Here is a 19,913-nt window from a genome sequence, read left to right as displayed (position 1 = left end):
AGATAAATCCGGCGGCTGGGCGCCGCAAGCGGAGCAGTTCCTTTCGCCTTGCTGATCGTCGCCGGAGCATGATAGCAGCTCAATGCTACAGCGTATCGAAGTGAGATCCAGCACGGCGATGCGCGTCCACAACCGAAAGGCATACGGGACGCATGTCAGGTACGACACGCCGACAAATCCTCACTTCGATCGGCCTTATGGGCGGCGCGGCGGCGCTATATCAGGCAATGACCGTGCTTGGGCACGCAGCGGAATCCCGATTCACCGGACCGCCCAATCTGCAGACCCATCGCAAAGGCCAGACCGTGCTCGTGCTCGGCGCAGGGCTGGCTGGAATGCTCGCCGCCTATGAACTCCGCAAGGCGGGATACTCCGTCCGAATTCTCGAGTATCAGGCCCGCACGGGCGGCCGAAACTGGACCCTTCGTGGCGGCGACCGTGTCGCGGAAATGGGCGGCGCCATACAGGACGTGAAATTCGCTGCGGGTAACTACATCAACCCCGGACCATGGCGCGTTCCTTACCACCATCGGGCGCTTCTGCACTATTGCCGCGCTTTCGGCGTCAGTCTCGAGCCATTCATTCAGCTGAACTACAATGCGCTCGTGCATAGCAGCGACACATTCGGCGGCAAACCCCAGCGCTATCGGGACGTGGCGGCCGACTTTACCGGAAACGTTGCGGAGCTGCTCGCGAAATCTATCGATGCGCACACGCTCGACAAGGAGTTGACGCAGGAGGATCGCGCACGCGTCCGCGAGGCGATGCGGGGCTGGGGCGTTCTTGACGGCGACATGCGCTACACCAGCACCCTGCATCTCGGCTCCCGGCGCGGTTGGGAGCAGCGTCCGGGCGGCGGTCCGGATGGCGCGCCGATCCCGGTTCCCACCTCCTCTCTGCTCGACCGGCACGATCTGTTCGCGCCGCCAGTCTGGCAGGCGCTTTCCTATTTCATGAATTACGAGATGCAGACGACGATGTTCCAACCCGTCGGCGGCGTGGACATGATCGGCAAGGGATTCGCAGCACAGGTGTCCGACCTGTTCACGATGAACGCGCGCGTCACGCGCATCGCGCAGGACGATCACGGCGTGAGCGTATCATGGACGCACACCGAGACCGGGGCGACGGCAGTCGAAAAGGCCGACTGGTGCGTCTGCACCATACCGCTTTCAATCCTCAGCCAGATCGACGTGCAGGTCTCCCCGGCCATGCGCGCTGCGATCGGCGCCGTTCCCTACACCTCCCACATCAAGATGGGGTTGGAGTTCAAGCGGCGCTTCTGGGAGGAAGATGAAGGGATTTATGGCGGCATCAGCTTCACCAGCCAGGAAATTTCCCAGATTTCGTATCCAAGTTACGGGTTCCACAAGCCCGGACCGGCCGTACTGCTTGGCGCCTACACGAAGAACATGGCCGGGCTCGACATCGCGGGCATGACGCCCGCGGAACGCATCGAACTCGGACTCAGGCAAGGCGAGGTCTTTCACTCGCAATATCGCAAGGAATTCAGCAACGGCGTCGCCGTCGCATGGAGCCGGATGCCGGGTTCGCTCGGCTGTTGCGCAATGTGGAGCGAGGAGAGCCGCAAGCAGCACTACCACAACCTGACGACAATGGACGGGCGCGTCGTGCTGGCGGGCGAACACGCGTCCTATCTGGGTTGCTGGCAGGAAGGCGCACTTCTGTCGTCGCTCGACGCCATTTCCCAACTCAACAAACGCGCGCAGGCGAATTGAAGGCGGTCCCATGAAAACCCTCAGATCGACGCTTTCAATTCTCGCCCTGTTGTCCACCCTTCCCTCTGTCGCTGCACGCGCTGACTCTCCCGGCGCGGGCGGAGACCGGGACGCGACGATGACCTCCGGGGCCGAGACCTACAGACATGTATGTCAGGCCTGCCATATGGCGAACGGAAAAGGCGGCGTCGGCGCGGCCGTGATCCCGGCGCTTGCCGGCAACCCGAAGCTGGCGTCCCCGATCTATCCTGCTACCGTCGTGCTTAACGGTTATGGCGCAATGCCATGGTTCAACGGCGTTTTGACGCCGCAACAGATCGCAGACGTCGTGAACTACGTCCGGACGCATTTTGGAAATTCCTACAAGGATACGATTACTGTCGACACCGTGAAGGCGATGGCGGGGCCGCCGCCGCACCCCATGCACTGAAGTTTGCCGCGCGCTCAGGCCAGAAGAAGCGAAGGGCGTTCGCGCGCTTCGCGCCGCCCTGAGCGCGCTGGAAGCCACACCATACAACGGGTGCCGACTCCCGGTTCGCTCTCGATGCTGAACCGTCCTTCGTGCCGGTCGACGACATGACGCACGATGGCGAGCCCCAGTCCATAACCGCTGGCGTCCGTGACAGCCGGACCATTTTCGACGCGATAAAAGCGTTCGGTAAGACGCGGCAGATGACGCGCCTCGATCCCCGGCCCGTTATCGGCGACGATGAACGACACGCCCGCCTTTCCGCCCACTGCGACCTCAGCGACGGACAGCGTGACGCGCGGTGCGCGTCCCTTGACCGTGCTTGCGTATTTCACCGCATTTTCAACCAGATTCAACAGAATCTGTACAATCTGGTCCTCATCTCCGGGACAGGCGAAGGAGGTCCGCTCCGTCTCCATCGTCATCCCCCGCGCGGCGAGCAAGGGCGCTGACTCGTCGCGGACGCGGGCGACCACGTCCTCGGCGTTCACTTCGCCTCGAGGTTTGCGGTGCTCCATCATCTCGACCCGCGAGAGCGCCAGAAGCTGGTCGATCAGGCGCTGCATACGCCCGGCCTGTCCCGCCATGATCCCGAGGAACTGCTGTTGCGCCTCCGGATCGTCCGCGGCTGGTCCGCGCAAGGTTTCGATGAAACCGATCAGCGCCGCCAGAGGCGTGCGCAGTTCATGGCTGGCGTAGGCGACGAAATCCGATCGGACCCGCTCGACCGCATCCTGTTCCGAATGGTCGAACAGCATCGCGAGCACGCGCCCCGAACCGCCGGGCAGCAACCTGAACGCACCACGCACCACACGCCTGACCGGAACGTCGATTACGATGTCCGCAGCAGCCTCGATCGTTTCCGAGTCCAGACGCCGCAACGCCGCATAGACGTCCGGATGACGGATAATGGTGCCGATCACGTCGCCAAAAGCCGCCAGCGCCTCCGCATTGGCGAATCTGAGCACGCCCTGGATGTCGAGGAGCAACGCTGGTTCAGGAAGGAGATCCAACGTCTCCTCCAGGGTCGCACCCGCTGCGCCAACGCTCTCCACACCCAGAACCGGTCCGAGAACACCGCGCACCGCTCGGCGCGAAGCGACAAGATACCCGGCGACAAAGCCCGCCAGCGTCCCGCCGCCAAGACAAAGCCCCAGCGCGACATCCGTCATTTCGGGAGAACTCCCGTAAGGCCGGACGCCGCGGCCACCGCTTTCGGGTCAGTCAGGCGTGTTGTCCAGCGCATACCCGGCCGAACGCACGGTGCGGATCAGATCGGCCTCGCCGGGCGCATTGATCTCACGCCGGAGCCGACGGATGTGAACATCGACCGTGCGGATTTCGACGTGAATATTCTCGCCCCAGATGGCCTTCAGAATATCCTCACGAGAAAACACCCTGCCCGGGCGGCGCATGAAGAATTCCAGCAATCTGTATTCCGTTGGACCAAGCTGGATCTTGCGCCCACTCCGCTCCACCCGATGCTTGGTGGGGTCGAGCACGATGTCCTCGAAACGCAGTTCGTCATAGGTGACGTTCATGCGTCGAAGCATCGCCTTTATGCGCGCGTCCAGCGTCGCGATGCTGCATGGCTTGGTAAGGTAGTCGTCCGCCCCGTTCTCAAGCCCGCTGATCGCATCTGTCTCTTCGCTACGCGCCGTCAACATGATGACCGGAATGGCGTTGTCCCCGGGAAGCGCGCGCAGACGGCGGCAGACATCGAGCCCCGACATCCCGCCCGGCAGCATCCAGTCCAGCAGCACGAGGTCCGGCCGTGCAGCGGATACGGCGTTCAGGGCCGCAGCCCCGTCACTCGCCACATCAACGGCGTAGCCGAGTTTCTCCAGATTGTAGCGCATCATCACCTGCAGGGACGGATCGTCCTCGACGACCAGAAGCCTTGCGCCCCTGCCAGCCCCGCCTGCATCCTGCGCTTCCACGTTCATCGCCAGGCTTCCTTCAGGCGACGGTCGTCGGGCCGAGGCCGCCACGCGGCCTTACCGACGGCAGCATCTCGCCGGTGGCGGCGTAGTAGACACGTTCTGCAATATTGGTCGTGTGGTCGCCAATACGCTCGAGATTTTTCGCCACGAACAGAAGATGGATGCAAGCGCCGATATTGCGCGGATCCTCCATCATGTAGGTGACAAGTTCACGGAACATGGCGGTGTACAGCTCATCGACCGCTGTATCGGATTGCCATACCTCGATCGCGCGATCACGATCGCGCTGGGTCAGGGCGTCGATACCGCGCCGCAGGTTCTCCTGCACCAGCCGACCCATGTTGCGCAGGCCGATCAGCGAGAGGTTGTTTTCCATCTCCAGCTTCATCGCCCGACGCGCGATAGACGAGGCATAGTCGCCGATCCGCTCCAGATCGCCGGTAATCTTCAGCGCCGCGACGATTTCGCGCAGGTCCACAGCCATCGGCGACCGCAGGGCCAGAATACGGATGGCCAGCGCTTCCGCCTCCCGCTCCAGACTGTCAACTTCCGGGTCGAGTTCGGGCGCCTCGGCAGCCGCTTCTTCGTCCCGGTCGACGATCGCGCTTACCGCGCGCGCCGTCTGACGCTCGACCAGACCGCCCATGCGAGCCATCAGGCCACGCAGGCGCTCAAGCTCTTGCTCGTAACTTTTGACTGTGTGCGTGGCCTCGGTCATCGCAACGATCCTAACTTCGCCCCCTCGGGCTTAACTGCGCACAGCGACCGTTCGGGGCGCCGTCGTCCGAATTCAGCCGAACCGGCCGGTTATGTAATCCTGCGTCCGCTTCTCGCGCGGCGCGGTGAACATGCGGTCGGTGCTGTCGATCTCGACCAGTTCGCCCAGATAGAAGAACGCCACCTGATCCGCGCAGCGCGCCGCCTGCTGCATATTGTGCGTCACTATAGCGATCGTGAATTCCTTTTTCAGCTCGTCGAGAAGCTCCTCGATACGCGCGGTCGACACCGGATCGAGCGCACTGGTCGGCTCGTCGAGAAGCACCACTTCTGGCCGCGTCGCGATCGTGCGCGCAATGCACAGGCGCTGTTGCTGGCCGCCCGACAGCGCGGTCGCGGAAGATTTCAGGCGATCCTTCACTTCCGACCACAGGGCGACACGGTGCAGCACGTCCTCGACGCGCGCGTCCATTTCAGCGCGGGACAGCTTTTCGTGCAGCTTCACGCCAAAAGCGATGTTGTCATAGATCGACATAGGGAACGGGGTCGGCTTCTGAAACACCATGCCGACCCGGGCGCGTAGCCGGTTCATATCCATGCCAGGAGCGACGATGTTGCGTCCGTCGAACATCACTTCGCCAGTAGCGCGCTGCCCCGGATACAGGTCGTACATCCGGTTAAGGACGCGCAGCAGCGTCGATTTCCCGCACCCGGACGGGCCGATCATGCCCGTCACCTTGCGCTTCGGGAAATCCATGGTGATTCCGTGCAGCGCCTTGTGCTGTCCGTAATAGAAATCCAGATTCTTCACGGCGATCATGGCCGACGACGTCATGGCTTCCCGCAGATCGCCCGCAAGCACGCTCATAATTACGCTCCCTTACGGTCGAAACCGACGCGCACGATGATATTGATGGCGAGAACGCCCAGAGTGACCAGCAGGGCGCCGGTCCACGCCAGTTGCACCCAGTCTTCGTACGCAGAACCGGCGTACTGGTAGATCGTGACCGGCAGGCTCGCCATCGGATGAGCCGGATTGACCGACCACTCCTGATTGCCCAGCGACGTGAACAACAGCGGCGCCGTCTCGCCCGTCACGCGCGCGACGGCCAGCAAAATACCTGTGATCACGCCCGTGCGGGCGGCGCGCAGGCAGATGAACACGATCACACGCCACTTCCGCGCCCCAAGCGCGATCCCTGCCTCGACCATCGCCGTCGGCACGAGGGCAAGCATGTCCTCCGTGGTGCGAACGACGATGGGAAGAGCGAGAATCGCCAGAGCGAGGCCGCCGGCAAGGCCGGAGAACCGCCCGGTCGGCGCCACGACGATTTGGTAGATGAACAGACCGATCAGAATGGACGGCGCTGACAGCAGCATGTCAGAGACGAAGCGCGTCGTGGACGCGACCCAGCCGCGACCGTAGTTGGCCAGAAATATCCCGCACAACATGCCGAGCGGCGCGCCAATCGCGATCGCGATCACGGTCTGGATCAGGCTGCCCACAATCGCGTTCGCCAAGCCGCCGTTCAGGCCGGGAGAGGCCGTCGAATGCGTGAACGTGACCAGCGACAGCCCGGCCGCCCCACGCACAAGCAGGGTAAGCAAGATCGAGACCAGAGCCACAAGGGCGACTGAAGTGGCGCACAGGCTGAGCACCGTCGCCAACCGATCCATGAAGCGGCGTCGCGCAACAAGGGCGCTGCCGACGCGCCACCTGTCGGGTTCCGCTGCGACAGGCGTGGCCGAGGCCTGCTTCAAGGCTTGATCGGCGCTCATCGACGCGCCTGCCGGGAGGACACGCCGAGCATCAATCGGGACGCGCAGAGCGCCAGAAAGGAGAGCGCCATCAGGATCGCACCCAAAGCCATCAGGGATGAGAGTTTCAGACTGCCTGCCGCGCTTTCCGGAAATTCGAGCGCAATCAGAGAGGCTATCGTGTTGCCCGGGGCGAACAGGGACCAGCCGATGCGGTTGGCGTTGCCGATGACGAACGTCACGGCCATCGTCTCGCCCATAGCGCGCCCCATACCAAGCACGACAGCGCCGACCACGGCCCTGCGCGACCACGGCAGGATCACCTGCCGCATGACCTCCCAGCGCGTCGCGCCGAGGCCAAAGGCGCTTTCCTTGAGCACCGGCGGGATAGACGAAAAGACGTCACGCATAACGGCCGTCACGAACGGCATGACCATGACGGCGAGAATGATGCCGCCGGTCATCAAACCTGTGCCGAACGGCGCGCCCTGCACCAGCGCCCCGAGCACGGGCACATGGCCGATCGTATGCCGCAGGTTCGGCTGCACGTAATGAGCCATCAGTGGTCGCACCACGAAAAAACCCCACATGCCGAAGATAATCGAGGGAACAGCCGCGAGAAGCTGCACGGCCATGCCTATAACGGCCGAGACCCGCGCCGGAGCGAGCTGCGTCAGCCAGAACGCTGCGCCGAAAGCCAGAGGAACGGCGATCAGCAGGCCGATCACGCTGGTGACCAGCGTGCCAAAGACCGGGGCCAGCGCGCCATAATGGTTAGAGACCGGATTCCACACATTGGAGACGAGGAAGGCCGGACCAAATGTAGAGAACGCCTGCACGCCGCCGAACAGCATAACGAGGATTATGGCGCCGAGCAGTGCGAGGACCGTAACCCCAGCGCCCGTGACCAGAACCCGGAAAACGGCGTCGCCATCCAATCCGCGCCTCGCGCCAGCGTCGCTACGGGCGTTATGCGTGGTCGGCGATCCAGCCGGCCCCGACGTTACATCCATGTTTGCGTCGCTCCCCTCAGCGAGGCTGACCAATACTTAACGGCCCTCCGCCCGGCAACCGGCTAATGACTGTAGGGCCGTGACATTTTTATTGCACGTACAGCCTGAATGAGGACCGCGGTATTCACCGTTGGTGGGGCGAACCCTTCCACGGGGCGTTATTCTGCATGGCTGAAAGCCGCCATCCGGCCTCGCCTAAACCGCCCCCAGCACCAGCTTCGCAGGATCACCTTACTAAATAGATTGGGCCAATCTTTGAGCCGAGCGCCTGCCCGCGCTGCATCGACGCCATCCCTCCTGAATACAGCAACAGCGCCCCCCATGATGGACGAGGCGCTGCCGAACGGTTCCGCGTCGCCCGGCGTCACCCGCCGGGCGACTCACGATGTCAGCGGAGGCCGCCAGCTGCGATCAACGTTTCTCCGGTCAGCCATCCAGAGTCGTCAGAGGCCAGAAAAACGGCGAGCGGCGCAATATCGCTCACCTGCCCTGCGCGACCCAGAGGCGTTTGAGACACAATCGCCCGCTCCATATCCGAACCCGCGATGTTCGCCGTCTGAGTGCCTTCGGTGTTGATGATGCCCGGATTGATGGCGTTAATCCGAATCTGCTTCGGTCCGAGTTCACGCGCCAGAGATCCCGTAACAGCGTCAAGCGCCCCCTTCGTCGCCGAGTAGACCGCCGCATTGGCTGGCGTGACGCGTGAGGCGACGGAGCTGATGTTGATGATGCTGCCACCAGCGCCAATATGCGCGGCGGCGGCCTGTGTCGTCAGCAGCGCGCCCAGCACGTTGATGTTGAACAGCTTATGGAAGTGCTCCTCGGTGATGTTCTCAAGCGGCGCGAATTCATACACGCCGGAATTGTTGACCAGAATATCCAGGCGACCGAACTGATTGACCGCAGCGGCTACGATAGCTTCAGCATCCGCCTTGCGCGAAACGTCGCCTTGCACAGCGACGGCTTTGCCGCCCGCGTCTGTGATCGCCGCGACTACGGCATCCGCCCCTGATTTGCTGGATGCGTAATTGACCACCACTGCGGCCCCTTCAGCCGCCAGAGCCTTGGCGATTCCTGCGCCGATGCCCTTGGACGCGCCGGTGACGACCGCGACTTTTCCTGAAAGCTTGCTCATTGACTTCTCGCCTTGTTCGCATGAGCAGGAAGCGCCCGTGCTCCACATGCCCGATTTGCAGAAACGTATGGGTTTAAATGTGGAGCGCCCGCTCCAACATAAGGGATATGAGAGGGCGCGTTGCCGCGTTCAAGGATTTATGGAGCGATGACACCAAAAAAAAATGACGTCGAGCGACGTGGCCGTGGCCGACCGCAATCTTTCGATCGGACGCAGGCGCTTTACGCTGCGATGCGCCTGTTCTGGGACCGGGGGTATGAAGGTACAAGCTTCGACGACCTGATAGCGGCGATGGGGATCAGTCCCTCCAGCTTCTACAATGCTTTTAAAAGCAAAGAGGCGCTGTATCAGGAGGCGATCGAAGCATACGCCAAAGCCTCGGGCGCGTGGTTTTACGATATTCTGGGCGAACCTGCGGACACACGGACGACCCTTGAACGCCTGCTGACCTTCGCCGCCGCAGAATTTACGCGCGACGATCTGCCTGCCGGGTGCATGATCGCGGTGGCCGCCACCCAATGTTCCCCGTCCCAGGCGCGCCTGCGCGAACTGATGGCGACCCAGCGCACTCAGTATGAGACCGCGATGGCGAACCGCCTGCGTCTGGGCGTCAACTTGGGCGACCTCCCCGCCGCTACGGATATCGACGCCCTTGCCGCGTTCTATATGTCGCTGATACGCGGGATGGTGGTGCAGGCCCGTGACGGTGCGACGCGAGAGAGGCTTTTGGAAATAGCGCGGATTGGCATGCAGGCGTGGCCCGCGAAGGAAGGCCACCCGAGCGCCGCGTAAAGTCCCGGCGGCAATCCTCACCTGGAATTCTGCGACCCGCTTTTGAGGAATGGGCGCCTGCGGCCGATCACATCGTCTGTGCGCTTACAAGTCGAGAATATTGCGCAACGCGGCGCCCAGAATCCGCTCGTCACGCCAGATCGCCCAGAGAGGGGCGCTGATGTCGTCCATTGGCGGGACGAAGGTCACGCCGGGGACGCCCAGTCGTGCAAGCCCTTCTGGCACGAACCCCCATCCAATCCCTTCCGCGACAAGCCCGAGAAGACTTGTGGCTGACGAAACGCGCCACCCGACCTGAAGAGTGACGCCGGATTTCGCCGCATAGTCATGGATGATGCGCTCCGTGCCGACGCCCGCATCGTCCTGGAAGCTGATCATCGGATCATCCGCCAAGTCAGCCAGCGACAGGGACGCTTTTTCCGAACATGGATGCTGCTGCGGAAGAGCGATCATCAGCTTCTCCGTGATCGCCACACGGTGGGAAAGTCCTTCCCTGATCGGCAGCGGGCCCCGGACGAATGCAATGTCAATCTCTCCGGCCTCAAGCGCTGAGACAATCTCTTCAATGCCGCCTTCGCGCAGGAGAACAGTCAGGTCGGGGTAACTGTCCCTCATCCGACGGATCAGCAGCGGCAACTTGCCGCCAAACATTGCCGAAGTGATATATCCGACGGCAAGAGAGCCAAGCTCCCCACGCGCCACACGCCGCGCGACGTCGGCTGCATGTTTGTGCGCGGCAAGCAACTTGCGCGCTTCCTCCCGATAAGCAGTCCCTGCTTCGGTCAGATCTATCCCACGCTTACGCCGATGAAACAGCCGGACGCCGAGTGCGCCCTCAAGGCTACGAATCTGCTGGCTGAGCGCAGGTTGAGCGATCTGCATGATTTGCGCGGCCTTCCCGATGTGAAGCGTGTCGCAGACGACCAAAAAGGCGCGAAGGCGTCGAAGGGAGAGCGATACGAGGAGATCCATAAGTTAAAACATATCAAAAACGATGCTTCGTGTGGATGGATTATACGGCAGGCAATCGTCACCCTGCGTCGACAATTCGCAGGAGCCCGGCAATGACCTCCCCCAAGTCGCACGATACGATCACCGATGCACCCGTCGACGACCTTCGTTCAGCCATAGACCTGCTGTCCCGCCATCACGGACAGATCATCAGCACGCAACGGCCAGTAGATCCGAAAGGGGAACTGGCGGGCGTTTACAGGCATATTGGCGCCGGAGGCACCGTCATGCGGCCGACACGCATCGGTCCTGCCATGATGTTCGAATCGATCAAGGGATTTCCTGATTCCCGTGTCCTTGTCGGCGTCATGGCCAGTCGCGAGCGTGTAGCGTTGCTGCTTGGCGCGAAATCGGAGGATCTGGCGCGTCACATGGGGAAGGCGGTCGCCAACCCGGTTCAGCCCATCGTCGTCAAATCCGAACATGCGCCCGTGCAGGAAATCGTTCATCGCGCCGATGACGAGGGATTTGATCTCCGGACGCTGCTCCCGGCGCCGACCAACACCCCGGAGGACGCAGGCCCTTTCTTCTGTCTCGGCCTCGTTCTGGGTACGGATCCTGACGAGGGACATAGCGACGTCACGATTCATCGTCTATGCGTGCAGGGAAAAGACGAACTGTCGATTTTCTTTGCGCCTGGGCGGCACATCGACGTCTTCCGCCAGAAGGCCGAAGCGCGAGGAGAGGCGCTGCCCATCACCATCAACATGGGGCTCGATCCCGCGATCGCGATCGGCGCATGCTTCGAGGCGCCCACGACGCCATTCGGCTATGATGAACTGGCCGTCGCCGGGGCGCTCCGCGGCAAGCCGGTCGAACTGGCGCCCGCGGTGACGGTCGATCAACACGCGATCGCCCGCGCGGAAATCGTCATAGAAGGCGTCATTCTGCCAAACAAACGCATTCGCGAAGACATCAACACCGACACCGGCCTGGCGATGCCGGAATTCCCCGGCTACACCGGCCCCGCCAATCCGTCCCTCCCCGTCATCAAGGTGACGGCGGTGACGATGCGCAAGGGCGCGATTCTGCAGACGCTCGTCGGCCCGGGTGAAGAGCACGTCAATCTGGCGGGCATCCCGACAGAAGCCAGCATCCTCAACGCCTGCGAAGCCGCGCTCCCCGGATTTGTGAAGAATGTTTATGCGCACTCGGCAGGCGGCGGAAAACTGCTTGCGATCCTTCAGGTCAGCAAGCGCGGCGCATTCGATGATGGCAACGCCCGACAGGCGGCGATCATCGCGCTTGGCGCCTATCGCGAACTTAAAAATGTCTTCCTTGTCGATGACGATGTTGATCTGTTCGATACGAACGATGTGCTTTGGGCCATGCAGACCCGTTATCAGGGCGATATGGACACGATGTTTCTGCAGGGCGTGACAGGGCATGTGCTCGACCCCTCTCAGACGCCGGAATATAACCCTGCCCTCGCGTCAAAAGGCGCCACTTGCAAAACAGTGTTCGACTGCACTGCGCCGTGGCATTTGCGTAAAGAATTTGTTCGGGCGCAGTTTCAGGACGTTGATCCCCGCCCCTTTGCGCCGGACCTGTTTCCCGGAGGCGACGCATGAGCGCCAACCGTCCGCTCATCATCGGCATAACGGGCGCCACGGGGATCGTTCTGGGCGTGCGCGCGCTGGAAATGTGCCGTGAACTGGGCGTTGAAACCCATCTGGTCGTAAGCCAGGCCGGTGAAATGACCCGCGCATACGAAACCGATCTGGACCGCGAGCAGCTTCACGCGCTCGCGGATCATGTGCATCCGGTCAAGGACGTCGGCGCAAGTATCGCCAGCGGCAGTTTCCGGACGATGGGCATGCTGATCGCACCATGCTCGGTTCGGACCCTCGCCGAAGTGGCGACGGGCGTCACCACGACGCTTCTTACGCGCGCCGCCGACGTCGTCCTGAAAGAACGCCGTCGGTTGGTCATGATGGTACGCGAAGCCCCTTTGCACGCCGGACATATTCGCAACATGCTCGCCGTGACGGAGATGGGTGGCATTATCCAGCCTCCGGTGCCCGCTTTTTACACCAAACCTCAATCCGTCAGCGATATCGTCGACCACTGCGTCGCCCGCGCACTCGACTGCTTCGGCATCGACGTGCCCACGATGCAACGATGGGGCGAACAGACCGCCGAGGCGACCTCAAACGCTCCGCAGCGATAATCGTAGGGAATAGCAGTCACATGTCGATTCTGTCGCGGTTACATATAAGCGAGATCAGCACAAAAAATCTGACGCTCCGTGAGGACGTAGAGCTCTATCGGCGACATGGACTTGGGATCGAGCTTTGGGAATCAAAGTTCAGTCACGACAATTTTGAAGCGGAGATCGACTGGCTCGGCGAGCAGGACATTCACGTCAGCTCTCTGCAGCCCGATGTGATGACTGTTTTCCCATCCATGTCTGTGCTGGAGCCGCAGGATCCGGACGAACGCGTCAGATTATTCTGTCGCGCAGTGGATCGCTTTTCGCGAATTTTGAAGGGAGGCGTCATGCCAACCCAGACAGGGGCCTTACCGACGGGCGACGAGGATCTGGTCTGGAAAACCTCTACCGAAGCTTACAAGAAAATCGCAGACTATGCCGCAAGGCGGGACATAAAGATCGCGCTGGAGCCCCTTGGCGCGTCCCTGATGAACCGAAGCACCATCGTCTCGAATATTGTGACGGCGCTGGAGATGCTGGATGAAGTCAATCATCCGAATTTTGGCATCTGTGCAGACTCTTACAATCTTTGGGAAAGCACAGCACTCGATCAGGTTTCTCTCTGCGGCGAAAAACTCTTTCTGGTGCATCTCGCGGATTGGCGTCGCCCGCGTAATTTTCACGATCGCCATATCCCCGGCGACGGCGTCATCCCCAACGGAGAATTTCTCAGGCGTATTCAAGATATAGGCTATACGGGCGACTATGTCGTCGAGCTCTTCTCCGATGGCGTCCCCAACTCTCTGTGGTCCCAAGATCCGGAGTCTGTTGTAAGACGCATCAGACAGGGGGTCGCAGCCGCAGTCGCCAAATCAGGGACGACGGAATAACCGCAGCCCTGTTCGCACGGCGTCAACGCTCGATGTGTTTTAACGCACTCCCTGCTCGATCGAACAATTCTCCGTCCGATCGATCGACGCCCCCTGTTCTGGCCACTGCCCTCCGACGAAGACAGAACATGGCAGCATTGATCTCCATGTTACCTTTCTGTCCAGCACTATGCATTGGACGTGGCGGAAAACGATCCCCTGACAAGTTCGAGCGGCGCACAGTGAAAGCTTCTCCGCCCATGAGGGCGCCGAAGGCGTGCACGCCGCGGAAATCCGCCGAACAGCTACTCTGCCGTCGCTCTCAATGGAACCGACGCGCCACAGCTGACATCACCCGCACATGTGTGACGTCCATGCTTCAGCGAGCGCCAGAATCGCCAATGACTTCATTCAGGGCCTCAGCAACCTTGTTCATACCCGCCTGATTGGGATGATAAGCAACCGGCGCGGCCCAACCCGGGTTTTGCGGCGGATGATAACCCGCGACATAAGGGACCTCTGAGCAGGCGTCGTGACCGGCGCCGATCACGGAACTGGGCACTACGTCGATGCCGTTGCGTCGGGCGGCCCCGCCGATGATCTGGGCCAGACGCACGTAGAGCGCACGCATCCGCGCGGCGTCGTCCGGCGCAAGAGGTAGAGCCGCGCAGGATACCGCGGCGTGGCCGGGAACCGCCGGTAGATAACCGAGCAACACAATGCGCGCTGCGGGCGCCCGACGGCGCACTTCCATTACGACCCTGTCCAGAGATTCCGGCAGGATCGCGAGCCGACGTTCCACCTCAGCCGGATCCGTGACGCGGCAATTCGCGCCGCCAGTATCGCGGCATGACAGCCCCATCAGGTCGGCGACGTAATTGACGTCGTTTCCGCCAATGAGGATCGAAACAAGTCGCGCATCAGGAGTGACCGCTTCGATCTGGGCTGGCAGCCCATACTGGCCGTGATCAAGGATGTTCCCCGTAGTCGCGCCCGAACAGGAAACGTCGACAAGCTTCAGACCCCGCTCTCTGGCGACGATATCCGCGAAATTCGACTCCGAACGACGACACCCGCCAGAGGATGCGACGGGCGTGCCCACACCCGGGCCTGCGGCGTATGAACTGCCCATCGAGACATACAGATCGCCCTTGCGCGGCGCCGATGACCGGGCGGCGGCGGGCGCGAGCAAAACTGCGGACGCCAGAAGCGTCACGACGGTTTTCAGCCGCTGAGTAAAAAACGAACCGGAACTATACACATGACGCTTCATGGGCGGTCTCTCAGGAAAATCAGGCGAACCTGCGGCTGGCGGACGCGGATTGCAGAATGACTTTTGAACGCAACGCCTGCGCCCCGTCTGGCGCAGGACGTATCCCCTCCGAACGAAAACACTAGGGCCCACGAGGGCGCACGGAACAATGGCGGCCTGAAGCATGGCCAACGGCCCAATATTCGGTGCAAATGCCCCGGCAAGACAATGCTGACATGGCTATGAAAAAATACCGACGTTACGCCCCACCGCAGACAACAGGACACCCGGCATGACCGCTACTTCCTCCGCCGCGCCGGAAGCCGCCCACTCCCACGCCACGTTTGCTGGAGTTATTTGCGGCGCTGGGGCAGGCGCGCTTTGGGGGCTGGTGTTTCTTGCGCCCGAATTGGTCCGGACGTTCGATCCGCTGTTCCTGACGAGCGGACGTTACCTGTTTTACGGACTGATCTCGGCGGCCATGCTCGCGCCGCGGTGGCGCCACTTCGCGGCTACGGTCTCTGCTGGCGAGTGGCTGGCGCTTATGAAGCTCGGGTTCACCGGCAATATTCTCTACTATCTGCTGCTCTCGACCGCCGTTCAAAGTGGCGGCGTGGCGATGACGTCACTGGTCATCGGGTTCCTTCCCGTTGCGGTCACGATCGTCGGCAGCCGGGACAAGGGGGCTGTTTCGCTGGCGAAACTGGCGCCATCGCTCCTGCTCTGCGCCGCCGGGGCGATCTGCATCGGCTGGCAGACTGTGGCTGCGCCGTCCCAAATACCGGCGTCCGCGCGCCTGACCGGGCTGCTGAGCGCCATTGGAGCACTTGTGTCATGGACGATCTACGCCGTCAGCAACAGCCGCTGGCTACGACGCCTTGACCATATATCCGCCCATGACTGGAATTTTCTGACCGGTGTCGTCACCGGGGCGCAGAGCCTCGTGCTTATTCCGCTCGCATTCCTAATCGACCACGCCCATCACGACGCGGCCGAATGGACGCAGCTTGGCCTCGTGTCTTTGGGCGTTGCGTTTCTGGCGTCCATCGTGGGCAACGCGCTGTGGAACCGCATGAGCCGCCTCCTGCCGCTCACGCTCACTGGCCAGATGATTCTCTTCGAGACGTTGTTCGCGCTGATCTACGGATTTCTGTGGGAGCGACGCATGCCGCATGCACTTGAAGCGGCTGCGTTCACTCTGGTCGCACTCAGTGTCGTCAGTTGCGTCGGGGCGCACCGGAACGCTGGAGCTCAGGGCCAGACTGCGGACGCTGCGCATCCGATATAGAAAGTCTCCCGCCCCCGACGTCATCACAACGGCGGCACAGCGTGAACTGACTCAAGCGAAGCCGCGCAATCAGTGGGTGCGCAGGTTCATGGCGCCGCTCACTGCACCCGCCCGCAACCATGGTTACTTGCTATGATGTGAAGACGGCCCGCCGGGCAGGAAGTCTCATCCCCCCGCAGGAGCGCGGCGCATCGTGCGTCGGACGGACTCGGCCACAGTCGCCGCCAGCTTGCGATATGCCTGAGCGGCCTCACTCTCTGGCGCAGCCGCCACGATCGGCGCACCCGAATCAGCGCTGGATCGAATTTCGGCAAGCAGCGGGATTTCACCAAGGAACGGCGCGTCCAGTCGGGCCGCTTCCTCGCGCGCGCCGCCATGGCCGAACAGTTCGGTTCGATGTCCGCAATTGGGGCAGCAGAAATAGGACATATTCTCGATCAGCCCGAGCACCGGCACGCGAGTCTTCTCAAACATCGCGATGCCGCGCCGCGCGTCGAGCAGCGCAATGTCCTGCGGCGTCGAGACGATAATCGCGCCGGTCAACGTCGCCTTCTGCGCAAGCGTCAGCTGCGCGTCGCCTGTGCCGGGCGGCATGTCGATAATCAGAACGTCGAGCTTGCCCCAGTCCACGTCATTGAGAAGCTGCCCAATCGCGCCCATCACCATCGGACCGCGCCAGATCATGGCCTGATTTTCGTCGACCAGCATCCCGATCGACATGGCGGACACGCCCCATGCGCGCGCAGGGATCAGTCGGCCTTCGCGGACTTCCGGACGTTCGGCGACGCCGAGCATCCGGGGCAGAGACGGGCCATGAACGTCCGCGTCCATCAGACCGACTGAAAGCCCCTCCAGCGCCAGTCCGACCGCAAGGTTGACTGCGGTCGTCGATTTTCCGACGCCGCCTTTGCCCGAGGCCACGGCGATGACCGCTCCGACATCGAGCGACGATGCGCCGCCGCCCACGCCGCCGAGCGGGCGATGTCCGCCACCGGACGCAGCGGGACGCTGGGCGGGCGTCTGCTCGCGGTGGGCGGTCAACATGACCTGAGAACACATAGGCGCGAACGCGCCGTCCAGCGCATGCTCTGCGGCGCCGGTGAGGCGGTCCACAGCCGCAGCGTCGGCCGCAGCGACGGCGAGCACCACACGCAGGCGTCCGTCGACAATGGCGCATGACTCGACGCGCGCGATATCGAGAAGGCCGCGACCACTCGTCGCGTCAGCGACGTCGCGAAGGACAGCCTCGACCTCTGTTCGTTCAGGAACGCCACGCTGGGTCATAACACCACCTTAATTTCACCTTCAGATGCCCGCGTTCGAACGGACGCCGGAGCGGCAGGGCGTCCCCACGCGCCCGCGCTCTGTTATCCATGCTGTAAGAAAGCGCAACCAGACTGGCTTTCAAGTCGCCGATACCTTTTAATAGCACACGGCCCGGTCTAGATCCGGTCGATCTGCTGGGACGCGCCGCTCAGGACAGGATATGACGGACCAATCATCCACAGCCACGCTGAGTCGCGACGTCCCCTCCAGGCCCGGCCCGCAAGCCTCGCCTGACGACGCGGTGGACGCAGCGCCCGGTACGATCCTTACGATGGAGGATGGCCCTCCGGGCAGCGTCTCGCGGCCTCCTTCCGTTCGGCCGCGAGGAAGCAATCGGGACCACCGCATCGACGCCATGCGCGGCGCCGCATTGCTGATGATGTTCGTCGATCACATTCCGCAAAATCTTCTGAACCGGCTGACCATGCGAAACGTAGGTTTCGCCGACGCGGCGGAAATCTTCGTGCTGCTGGCCGGATACGCCTCCTGGCTCGCGTACGGGCGCGGGTTCGCCAGGAATGGCGTCAGGGACACGCTGATCCGCATCGCCCGCCGCTGCGGCAAGCTCTATGTGGCGCAGACGCTGATGCTGCTTGTGTCAGTTTTCACTATTCGCGAATGGCGCCGGTTCTCCCCGGTGCCGGTAGATTTTCTGGAACCCGAACTGGCCCACGGGGTTTCGGATCTGTGGCGCGTACTGCTGCTGGACGCCCTTCCGGCCAACCTCAACATCCTTCCCCTCTATATGGTGCTTCTGGGAGCGTTTCCGCTTATCTACCTCCTGATCCGAGCCAACCGTTTTCTCGCCCTCGGACTCAGCGCCGGGCTATGGTTGCTGATCAACGTCGACCCGACGGTTAATTTCCCTAACTGGCTCGATCCCGACGGGTGGTATTTCGACCCGCTGGCGTGGCAGTTCCTGTTCGTTCTCGGAGCCTCCGCAGCGATTGAGGCCGGACGGCATGGGGGCGACCTGCCATCGTATCGCTGGCTAAAGATCGCCGCCGCGCTTTACCTGACGTTCTCACTGGTGGAGGCGTTTCCGTGGGCGCAATGGGGGCTGCCCAAATTGCGGCCGTTCGCATTACCGTCCCCAGACAAAAGCACCCTCGCGCCGCTACGCCTGCTCGACGTGATGGCGATTTTCTATCTTGTTCAGTCATCGTCCGTCGCACGGGCGCTCTCCCACTCACGTCTGGGGCAGGCGCTGGCGCTGGCGGGACGACACTCCCTCGAGATATTCACGGCTGGCACCGTCCTCGACCTGTTCGGCAGACTGGTCTTCACCACCTTCGGAGCCGGGTGGCCACTTCAGATTGTGGTGAACGGCGTGGGGCTGGGTCTTCTGTTCCTTGTCGCGCAGTTTTATGAACGTCGTCGCGTGCGGCAGCGCGCCGCCGCATCCAGCGGAGGCCCGGCCGTCGAGGCGTAAGGCGGGGCGTATCCGCCCTCAGCCTCTTCAATAAATTCGAAGAGTTGTTCCCGATGACGTTCTTTCCTCGCCTGACCAGCCGTCTTGAAGCTGGCGAACCCGTGACTATCTGCCTGTTCGGTTCATCAACGACTGAAGGCGTGGGCGCCAGTTCTCCGGAACATGGTTTCGCGCCGATCTTCGCCCGGACATTTGAGCCTTTTGCACGAGGCGGACTGACGATCGTCAATCTGGGCATCGGCGGCAATGGGGCGCGCGAGATGCACGCACGTCTGCAACCGGTTCTGAACGCCAACGCCGATCTCGTCATCTGGCAGGGCGGCACCAACGATGCGTGGCAGAACGTCCCGCTCGCCGAGTTTGAGGACCTGACCCGCAAGGATCTGTCGACATTGCGCGAGAGCGGCGTCGATCTGGCGATGATCGGGCCGCAATGGAGCCGGATGATGGAGGAATGCGCCGCCTTCCCGGCGTTTCGCGACGCGACCCCGGCGCTCGGGCGGGAACTGGGCGTGCCTGTGTTCGACCGTTATGGCCGCATGAAGTCGTGGTGCGCCGAATACGGGATGACGCGGGACGATCTGTCGCCTGACGGCCTGCATATGGGCGATTTCGGCTACCGCCTGCTCGGCGAAGCCGTCGCGAACTGGGTGATCGAACTTACAGGAGCTGCGCAGGCTTGGGGCAGACCTGCAGTGATGTCGTAAGGTCTGGTATCTTCTGAAAGGGAATACAGCGCGGCTGTTGTCGCCAGTAGGTTGTGACCATTTGGACTGGAGCTTTGCTTTCAGATCGGCGGCCATCTGAACGCGACTCGCCGCCTCAACATCGGTCGTCGGACTTACCCGGCGTTTATCACATGATTTCCAAGCGCATTCGTGACGCACGACACTAGCAATGCCGATATACCTGCATGGCGATACGATCAAACTCCGCCGGAGTATCCGCATCCAATATATGCGAGACAGCATTAGGCTCAGGACTCATTCTTTGAGATAGAAGATGAAGGATGCGGCG

Annotated in this window: 19 protein-coding genes; 9 read left to right on the top strand and 10 right to left on the bottom strand. The window is 62.1% G+C overall.

The features are described 5' to 3' along the window. Nucleotides 1–152: 152 nt before the first annotated feature. Both HK28_RS09065 and HK28_RS09060 read left to right on the top strand, forming a co-directional pair. Entirely contained in the window at nucleotides 153–1,739 is a 1,587-nt protein-coding gene (locus HK28_RS09065) for a flavin monoamine oxidase family protein (protein ID WP_086644270.1), read from the top strand. Nucleotides 1,740–1,749: 10 nt separating this feature from the next. Beyond that, nucleotides 1,750–2,169 (top strand): cytochrome c, encoded by a 420-nt coding sequence (locus HK28_RS09060; protein WP_086644269.1) that lies wholly within the window; start codon nucleotides 1,750–1,752, stop codon nucleotides 2,167–2,169. Nucleotides 2,170–2,183: 14 nt separating this feature from the next. Here HK28_RS09060 and HK28_RS09055 read toward each other — a convergent pair whose 3' ends face one another. From HK28_RS09055 to HK28_RS09025, 7 genes are all read right to left on the bottom strand, one after another. Beyond that, on the bottom strand, nucleotides 2,184–3,380 hold the full coding sequence (locus HK28_RS09055) for an ATP-binding protein (protein WP_086644268.1): 1,197 nt from the start codon (nucleotides 3,378–3,380) through the stop codon (nucleotides 2,184–2,186). 48 nt (nucleotides 3,381–3,428) lie between these two features. After that, the gene (locus tag HK28_RS09050; protein WP_198945850.1) at nucleotides 3,429–4,154 is read right to left on the bottom strand and encodes a response regulator; all 726 of its coding nucleotides are present in this window, start codon (nucleotides 4,152–4,154) and stop codon (nucleotides 3,429–3,431) included. 13 nt (nucleotides 4,155–4,167) lie between these two features. Next, nucleotides 4,168–4,869, bottom strand: coding sequence for a phosphate signaling complex protein PhoU (gene phoU / locus HK28_RS09045; protein WP_086644267.1), 702 nt, complete (start codon nucleotides 4,867–4,869; stop codon nucleotides 4,168–4,170). Nucleotides 4,870–4,941: 72 nt separating this feature from the next. Beyond that, nucleotides 4,942–5,703, bottom strand: a complete 762-nt coding sequence (gene pstB, locus HK28_RS09040) for a phosphate ABC transporter ATP-binding protein PstB (RefSeq protein ID WP_143217378.1) — start codon at nucleotides 5,701–5,703, stop codon at nucleotides 4,942–4,944. Nucleotides 5,704–5,738: 35 nt separating this feature from the next. Further along, the gene (gene pstA, locus HK28_RS09035; RefSeq protein ID WP_369823634.1) at nucleotides 5,739–6,545 is read right to left on the bottom strand and encodes a phosphate ABC transporter permease PstA; all 807 of its coding nucleotides are present in this window, start codon (nucleotides 6,543–6,545) and stop codon (nucleotides 5,739–5,741) included. A 98-nt stretch (nucleotides 6,546–6,643) separates the two neighbouring features. Next, nucleotides 6,644–7,639 (bottom strand): phosphate ABC transporter permease subunit PstC, encoded by a 996-nt coding sequence (pstC, locus tag HK28_RS09030; RefSeq protein WP_086644264.1) that lies wholly within the window; start codon nucleotides 7,637–7,639, stop codon nucleotides 6,644–6,646. A gap of 388 nt (nucleotides 7,640–8,027) precedes the next feature. Continuing rightward, nucleotides 8,028–8,774 (bottom strand): glucose 1-dehydrogenase, encoded by a 747-nt coding sequence (locus HK28_RS09025; protein ID WP_086644263.1) that lies wholly within the window; start codon nucleotides 8,772–8,774, stop codon nucleotides 8,028–8,030. 147 nt (nucleotides 8,775–8,921) lie between these two features. On the opposite strand from HK28_RS09025, the gene HK28_RS09020 reads away from it, so the two are divergent. Next, entirely contained in the window at nucleotides 8,922–9,566 is a 645-nt protein-coding gene (locus HK28_RS09020) for a TetR/AcrR family transcriptional regulator (protein ID WP_233140452.1), read from the top strand. Between the two features lie 84 nt (nucleotides 9,567–9,650). Here HK28_RS09020 and HK28_RS09015 read toward each other — a convergent pair whose 3' ends face one another. Beyond that, the gene (locus HK28_RS09015; RefSeq protein ID WP_086644262.1) at nucleotides 9,651–10,538 is read right to left on the bottom strand and encodes a LysR substrate-binding domain-containing protein; all 888 of its coding nucleotides are present in this window, start codon (nucleotides 10,536–10,538) and stop codon (nucleotides 9,651–9,653) included. A gap of 92 nt (nucleotides 10,539–10,630) precedes the next feature. Here HK28_RS09015 and HK28_RS09010 point away from each other — a divergent pair, with 92 nt between their 5' ends. The 3 genes from HK28_RS09010 to HK28_RS09000 are packed head-to-tail and all read left to right on the top strand — an operon-like array spanning nucleotide 10,631 to nucleotide 13,619. Further along, nucleotides 10,631–12,148, top strand: a complete 1,518-nt coding sequence (locus HK28_RS09010; protein WP_086644261.1) for a UbiD family decarboxylase — start codon at nucleotides 10,631–10,633, stop codon at nucleotides 12,146–12,148. After that, entirely contained in the window at nucleotides 12,145–12,747 is a 603-nt protein-coding gene (locus HK28_RS09005; RefSeq protein ID WP_086644260.1) for a UbiX family flavin prenyltransferase, read from the top strand. The genes HK28_RS09010 and HK28_RS09005 overlap by 4 nt, the downstream gene beginning before the upstream one ends. Nucleotides 12,748–12,767: 20 nt before the next feature. Next, nucleotides 12,768–13,619: a sugar phosphate isomerase/epimerase gene (locus HK28_RS09000; protein ID WP_158093434.1), complete on the top strand. Its 852-nt coding sequence runs from the start codon at nucleotides 12,768–12,770 to the stop codon at nucleotides 13,617–13,619. Between the two features lie 358 nt (nucleotides 13,620–13,977). Here the strand turns inward: HK28_RS09000 and HK28_RS08995 are convergent, their stop codons facing one another. Beyond that, nucleotides 13,978–14,871, bottom strand: coding sequence for an SGNH/GDSL hydrolase family protein (locus HK28_RS08995; protein ID WP_158093433.1), 894 nt, complete (start codon nucleotides 14,869–14,871; stop codon nucleotides 13,978–13,980). A gap of 271 nt (nucleotides 14,872–15,142) precedes the next feature. Here HK28_RS08995 and HK28_RS08990 point away from each other — a divergent pair, with 271 nt between their 5' ends. Further along, nucleotides 15,143–16,138 (top strand): DMT family transporter, encoded by a 996-nt coding sequence (locus HK28_RS08990; RefSeq protein WP_086644257.1) that lies wholly within the window; start codon nucleotides 15,143–15,145, stop codon nucleotides 16,136–16,138. A 165-nt stretch (nucleotides 16,139–16,303) separates the two neighbouring features. On the opposite strand, the gene HK28_RS08985 is transcribed toward HK28_RS08990, so the two are convergent. Then, nucleotides 16,304–17,422, bottom strand: coding sequence for an Mrp/NBP35 family ATP-binding protein (locus tag HK28_RS08985; protein WP_086644256.1), 1,119 nt, complete (start codon nucleotides 17,420–17,422; stop codon nucleotides 16,304–16,306). 313 nt (nucleotides 17,423–17,735) lie between these two features. Here HK28_RS08985 and HK28_RS08980 point away from each other — a divergent pair, with 313 nt between their 5' ends. After that, nucleotides 17,736–18,896: an OpgC domain-containing protein gene (locus HK28_RS08980; RefSeq protein ID WP_086644282.1), complete on the top strand. Its 1,161-nt coding sequence runs from the start codon at nucleotides 17,736–17,738 to the stop codon at nucleotides 18,894–18,896. A 53-nt stretch (nucleotides 18,897–18,949) separates the two neighbouring features. Next, the gene (locus tag HK28_RS08975) at nucleotides 18,950–19,603 is read left to right on the top strand and encodes an SGNH/GDSL hydrolase family protein (RefSeq protein WP_086644255.1); all 654 of its coding nucleotides are present in this window, start codon (nucleotides 18,950–18,952) and stop codon (nucleotides 19,601–19,603) included. Nucleotides 19,604–19,913 lie beyond the last annotated feature (310 nt).

Source organism: Acetobacter sp. DsW_063, from assembly GCF_002153745.1.
Lineage (GTDB): Bacteria > Pseudomonadota > Alphaproteobacteria > Acetobacterales > Acetobacteraceae > Acetobacter.
This window is presented reverse-complemented; position numbering and strand designations above follow the sequence as displayed.